The following is a 6000-nucleotide window of genomic DNA, read 5'->3' on the forward strand; positions in this document are numbered from 1 at the left end:
GAACGGAGGTGGTCCGCGCACCCGGGCGCCAGGTGTTCGTGTGATCTTCCGTCACCGCCCCTTTGCTGGTAGATGATCCGGATGAGCATCGGGGGACCATCGACAGCCGCCGGACCCGTGAGCCGGCGTGCCGCCAACTGCTGTCTCGTGCTGCTGGTGATCCCGACGGTCCTGGTCGCCTACTTCTGGTACACCGTCTGGCACACCGGCCGCACGAACAGCGAGCGTCGTGAGAACGCCGTGGCCTCGCTCATGCGGGAAGCCCAGAAGGCAGCCTCTGACACCGGCCGGGCACTTGCCGAGAGCGATCCGTCCGCCGGCGCGGGCTCCGGCATCGACGCCCTCACCGGTGTGGTCTGGCGGTACAGCGAAACGCCCCTCATCACCTACGACCCGGGGCGGCACACCTTCACCGCCACCGCGCGCAGAGCCGTCTTCTACGACGAGGACCCGCTGGTTCTGGGCGGCGGCCCGGTCCGGATCACCCGCTGCTTCCGCTTCACCTTCGCCCTTCCCGAGCACTCGGGAACGGCCTGGACCTCCGACGTGACGGTGCGGGACGACGAGGCGTGCGGACCGAGTGAGCGGATCGCCGGTCATGTGCGCTTCGCCCAGCGACGCCTCGCGGCCATGAGCCCGACGGACCTGACCCCCGACGGGGTGCGGCGGGCTCTCGACCCCACCGGCACTCTCGACTACTACGGCGTCACCGGTGTGGTGCGGAACGAGCGGACCGCCACCGTCACCGTCACCGTCCTCGTCCGCGACGCGAAGGCGGCGTACGCCACGGCCGGGCAGTGCTACAGGTTCGTCCGGGACCTCGACCCGGTGCGCCAGGGCGCGGACGTCCCCTTCGTTCCCCTGGCCGACTGCCCCCGGGCGGACCGCGGGCGAGACCTCCCGACCCCGGCCGAATCCTCCGTTTCGGGGTAGCGGCGGGGGCGCCGGCGTCCTAGGCTCGACCCGACGACATCTCTGACTCAGTCAAGTATCTCAGTCAAGTATCCGGGGGTCGACGATCATGACCGTCCACGACATCCGTGCCTTCAACCGCTTCTACACGAACGTCATCGGCGCCCTCGACTACAGCCGCCACCTCTACGCCCCGTACACCCTCACCGAGTCCCGCGTCCTGTACGAGCTCGCGCACTCCCCGCGCACGGACGCGGCCGACCTGCGGGCCGAACTCTCCCTGGACGCCGGGTACTTGAGCCGGATCCTGAACAAGTTCGAGCAGGACGGGCTCATCGAGCGCACGGCCTCGCGGGAGGACCCCCGGCGCCGGCGCGTCACGCTCACCGCGCGCGGCCGGGAGACCGGAAAGCTGCTGGAGGAGCGGGCCACCGAATCCGTCGGCTCACTGCTGTCGACCGTGCCGGCCGCCGAACGGCCGCGCCTCGCCGAGGCGATGACGACGGTCCGTACGATCCTGTCCCACGGCCGCCCTCCCCGCCGCGAGGACGTCCTGCTGCGCGAACCCGGCCCCGGCGACCTCGGCTGGATCGTGCAGCGCAACGCCGCGCTGTACGCCGCCGAGTACGGTTTCAACGCCGACTACGAGGGGCTGGTGGCGAGGATCGTCGCGGACTTCGCGCAGGACCACGACCCGCATCTGGAGCGGGTGTGGATCGCCGAGCTGGACGGCCGGCCGGTGGGCTGTGTGATGTGCGTACGGGACGAGGCACCCGGCACGGCCCGGCTGCGGCTGCTGCTGGTCGAGCCCGACGCGCGCGGCCTCGGCATCGGCGACCGGCTCGTCGGGGCCGTCGTCGACTTCGCCCGCGGCGTCGGCTACCGCGACCTCGTGCTGTGGACCAACGACGTCCTGGCCGCCGCCCGCCGCGTCTACCAGCGGCACGGCTTCGTCCTGGCCGCCGAGAAGCCCCACCGTTCCTTCGGCAGGGACCTGAACGGCCAGGACTGGCGCCTGGATCTGCACGGCACACAGGAGTGAGGCCCCCCGCCCGGGTGCCTGCCGGATGGGCGTGTCCGCGTTTCCCTGGCAAGGTGGGGTGCATGAAACTGGCGTTCTCCACCCTCGGCGTCCCCGGTCTCCCCCTCCCCGACGTGCTGCGGCTCGCGTCCACGCACGGCTATCACGGCGTCGAGTTGCGCACGCACCCGGAGGAGCCGGTCCACCCGGGCCTCGGCCCCGCCGAACGAACCGACGTGGCGGCCGAGTTCAAGTCCGCCGGCATCGAGCTGCTGGGCCTTGCCGGGTACGCCCGGGTGGCCGCCCCCGGTGACGACGGGCCCGTGATCGAGGAGATCCGCACCCTCGTCGACCTCGCCCACGACCTGGGCGCGCCCTACGTCCGCGTCTTCCCCGGCGCCGACCCCGAGCAGACCCCGCAGCGCGCGGACACCATCGCCGCGCGTCGGCTGGGTACGGCCGCGGAGTACGCCGCCGACATGGGCGTACGGATCCTGCTGGAGACCCACGACTCGCACCGCACCGCGGCCGACGCGATCCGCGTCCTCGGTCTGGTCGGCCACCGCCACGTCGGCTCGCTGTGGGACGTGATGCACACCTGGCTGGGCGGCGAACAGCCCTCGGAGAGCTACGCCGCGCTCGCCCCGTTCCTCGGCTACGTCCAGGTCAAGGACATCGCCTCCGCCGACGACACGACCCCGCTGCCGCTCGGCGCCGGGGTGCTGCCGCTCGCCGACTGCGTGGAGGTCCTCTCCCGGCACGGCTGGGACGGCTGGCTGTGCTGGGAGTACGAGAAGCGCTGGTACGAGGAGGCCGCGCCGCTGGACGGCCTGTTGGGCGCGGGCCGGGAGCACCTGTCGCGGCTGCTGAACGAGTCGGCCTAGGCGGCGGGGCCCGGCCCCTGTAATTCGGTGGTCCCGGGCGGATCCCCCGGTATAGCGTCCCCCCTCGTGCCCCAGCCCCACCCCGCCCCCCGCCCCGCCATGCCCTCATGAGCCTGGCCCGTACGTTCATCGACGTACGGCCGCTGCGTACCTCCCCCGTCTTCCGGCGGCTGCTGATCGGGCGGACGGTCTCCGTGCTCGGCGGCTTCATGACCCTGGTGACCGTCATGTACCAGGTGTGGGACATGACGCACAGCCCGGTGTGGAGCGGTGCGGTCGGGCTCGCGCAGGCGCTGCCCCTGGTGTGCGTGGGTCTGTTCGCCGGGTCGTGGGTGGACCGCGGGGACCGTCGGCGGATCTTCCTGGTGGCCACCGTCGGACAGGCGGTCTGCGCGCTGCTGCTCGCGGTGCAGGGCTTCACCGGGGGCGTACCGGTGGCCGGGGTCCTCGCGCTGGTGGCGGCCGGTTCCTGCTTCGGCGCGGTCGGCGGTCCGGCGGCGGGCGTGTTCGTGCCGCGGCTGCTGCCGAAGGAGCAGGTGGCGGCCGGGCTGGCCCTCAACCACGCCAGCGGCCAGGTGATGATGCTGCTCGGCCCGGCGCTGGGCGGGCTGTTCCTCGGCTGGTTCGGCATCGGCCTGTGCTATCTGCTGGACGCGCTGAGCTTCGGCCTCGCCTTCTACGGCGCCTTCGGCCTGCCCGCGCTGCCGCCGGAGGGCGAGCCGTCGCGGGCCGGGCTGCACGGCGTCCTGGACGGACTGCGCTTCCTGGCCGGCCACCGGGTGGTGCGCGGCGCGCTCGTCACCGACCTCGCCGCGACGGTCCTCGCCATGCCGGTCAGCCTCTTCCCCCTGATCAACGCCGAACGCTTCGACGGCAACCCCCGCACGCTGGGTCTGTTCATGTCGGCCGTCGCGGTGGGCGGCATGACGGCGACGGCCCTGTCGGGTTCGGTCACCCGCCTGGGCCGCCCGGGCCTGGTGATGCTGTGCGGGGCGGGCACGTGGGGCGCGGCGCTCGCCGTGTTCGGCCTGACGACCAGCCCGTGGCTGGGATTCGCGCTGCTGATGGCGGCGGGCGCCGCCGACGCCCTCTCGGTCGTCTCCCGCGGCACGATCGTCCAGACCCGCACCCCCGACGCTCTGCTCGGCCGGGTGACGGCCGCCGAACAGATCGTCGGCCAGGCCGGCCCCCACCTCGGCAACCTCCGCGGCGGCCTGGTCGCCGGCTGGACCTCCGGCCCGACCGCCCTGATCACGGGCGGCCTGCTGTGCGTGCTGGCGGTGACCTGGGTGGGCACGGGTACGCCGGAGCTACGGGACGGGAGGGTCACGCCGGACGAGGCGTGAGCGGCACCGTGGGATCCAGGCACCACCCCAGCACGGCCGACCACGGCCCGTACCCGGCGTCCAGGTCGAGGTGGGCGGCGCCGGGCAGGATGTCGGTCGGGAGCGCGAGCGGGGTGCCGTACAGGGTGTCTGCGCCCTCCTCGCAGTACGGGTCGTCGTCGCCCGCGACCAGGCGGGTCCGGCCGGGGAGGCTGAACTCCAGGGGCGGCGGGGCGAATCCGGCGACCTCCGGGTACCGGGCGAGTACGGCACCGGACGGCGGGGCGACCAGCAGCACCCGGTCCACGGCGCCGAGCCCGGGCAGCCCGCGCGCGGCGGCGTGCAGCCACAGCACGGCGGACAGGCTGTGCGCGACCACGACCCGTTCCGCACCGGCGTCGAGCGCGTCGAGGTGCCGGGCCAACTCCGCGAGCCAGACATCGAGTTCGGGGTCGTCGGGGTCGGGCAGCTGCGGGTAGCCGACCTGATGGCCGATCGCGGTGAGACGGCCGGCGAGCCAGTGCTGCCAGTGGCCCGCCCACCGACACCCGTGAGCCCGCGTCACAGCCGTGTGCGCAGCGCCCCGAACTCCTCGTGGAAACCCGGGAAGGTCTTCCGCACGCACCCTGGATCGTCGAACGAGACACCCGGCACCCGCAACCCGGTCACCGCGAAGGACATGACGACGCGGTGGTCGCCGTACGACTTGATCTCCGTGCCTGTCGGCCCGTCAGCAGCTGCCGGCTGCACCTCGATCCAGTCCGGGCCCGTCGTCACCCGCACACCCAGCCGCCGCAGGTTCTCCGCGCAGGCCTCCAGCCGGTCGCACTCCTTGACCCGCGTGTTCGCCACGTCCTCGATCCGTACCGGGCCGGAGGCGAAGGGCGCGATGGCGGCGAGGGTCGGCATGGTGTCGGAGATGTCGCGCATGTTGACGGTGACGCCCCGCAGTTCGCCGGTCCCCCGGACCGTCGTCGCGTCCCGGCCCACCGTCACGTCCGCGCCCATGTGCCGCAGTACGTCGACGAAGCCCAGGTCGCCCTGGAGCGCGCCCTCGCCCAGGCCCGGGACGGTGACCTCGCCGCCCGTGACGGCCGCCGCGGCGAAGAAGTAGCTCGCGGTGGACGCGTCGGGCTCGACGGCGTACGTCGTGGCCCGGTAGCCGCCCGGCGGGACCACGAAGGAGTTCCCCTCCCTCGCGACCTCCACCCCGAACGCCCGCATCATCGCGATCGTGATCTCGACGTACGGCACGGAGACCAGGTCGGTGACCGTGACGCGCAGGCCCTCGCGGGTCAGCGGGCCGAGCAGCAGCAGGGCCGTCAGGTACTGCGAGGACTGGCCCGCGTCCAGCGTCACCTCGCCGCCCGCCACGCCGGCCGCCGTCACGGTCAGCGGGTGGTGGCCCTCCTGCTCCTCGTGCCGCAGGTCCACGCCCAGGTCGCGCAGGGCGCGGGTCAGCGGGAGCAGGGGGCGGCGGCGCATCTGGGGCGAGGCGTCGAAGCGGTATGTGCCGTGGCCTGCGGCCGCCAGTGTGGGCAGGAAACGTGCCGTCGTCGCGCCGTCGCGGCAGTAGACGTCCGCCTCCGGCACCGCGGGGCCCTGCGGGCGGCCGTCGACCTGCCAGGTGTCCGGCGTCCGGCCGACCCGGTAGCCGAGCCGGGCCAGCCCCTCGGCGAACCCCTCCGTGTCGTCCGAGCGCAGGGGCCGCACGAGCGTGGTGACTCCGTCGGCCGCGGCCGCCAGGAAGAGGGCACGGGCGGTGACGGACTTGGAACCGGGGATGTCGACTACGGGCATACCGCCATGATCACCCGCCCCCACACTCCCGCGCCCCGCCGTCCACAAACTGGACCCG

6 protein-coding genes are annotated in these 6000 nt (G+C 73.4%); 4 read left to right on the forward strand and 2 right to left on the reverse strand.

The genetic code is table 11. The features are described from left to right. Window positions 1–117 precede the first annotated feature (117 nt). The 4 genes from AQJ67_RS22085 (at window position 118) to AQJ67_RS22100 (ending at window position 4163) form a co-directional block, all read left to right on the forward strand. Window positions 118–933: a hypothetical protein gene (locus AQJ67_RS22085; protein ID WP_062720783.1), complete on the forward strand. Its 816-nt coding sequence runs from the start codon at window positions 118–120 to the stop codon at window positions 931–933. Window positions 934–1021: 88 nt separating this feature from the next. Continuing rightward, complete coding sequence (locus tag AQJ67_RS22090) at window positions 1022–1954, forward strand: bifunctional helix-turn-helix transcriptional regulator/GNAT family N-acetyltransferase (RefSeq protein ID WP_062720784.1); 933 nt, start codon at window positions 1022–1024, stop codon at window positions 1952–1954. A gap of 62 nt (window positions 1955–2016) precedes the next feature. After that, entirely contained in the window at window positions 2017–2817 is an 801-nt protein-coding gene (locus AQJ67_RS22095; protein ID WP_062720785.1) for a sugar phosphate isomerase/epimerase family protein, read from the forward strand. A gap of 107 nt (window positions 2818–2924) precedes the next feature. Further along, window positions 2925–4163, forward strand: a complete 1239-nt coding sequence (locus AQJ67_RS22100; RefSeq protein WP_062720786.1) for an MFS transporter — start codon at window positions 2925–2927, stop codon at window positions 4161–4163. On the opposite strand, the gene AQJ67_RS22105 is transcribed toward AQJ67_RS22100, so the two are convergent. Both AQJ67_RS22105 and aroA read right to left on the reverse strand, forming a co-directional pair. Then, on the reverse strand, window positions 4144–4707 hold the full coding sequence (locus AQJ67_RS22105; RefSeq protein WP_062720787.1) for an RBBP9/YdeN family alpha/beta hydrolase: 564 nt from the start codon (window positions 4705–4707) through the stop codon (window positions 4144–4146). The genes AQJ67_RS22100 and AQJ67_RS22105 overlap by 20 nt on opposite strands. Beyond that, complete coding sequence (gene aroA / locus AQJ67_RS22110) at window positions 4704–5942, reverse strand: 3-phosphoshikimate 1-carboxyvinyltransferase (protein ID WP_062720788.1); 1239 nt, start codon at window positions 5940–5942, stop codon at window positions 4704–4706. The genes AQJ67_RS22105 and aroA overlap by 4 nt, the downstream gene beginning before the upstream one ends. Window positions 5943–6000: the final 58 nt, after the last annotated feature.

Origin of the sequence: Streptomyces caeruleatus, assembly GCF_001514235.1 — a bacterium.
GTDB lineage: Bacteria > Actinomycetota > Actinomycetes > Streptomycetales > Streptomycetaceae > Streptomyces > Streptomyces caeruleatus.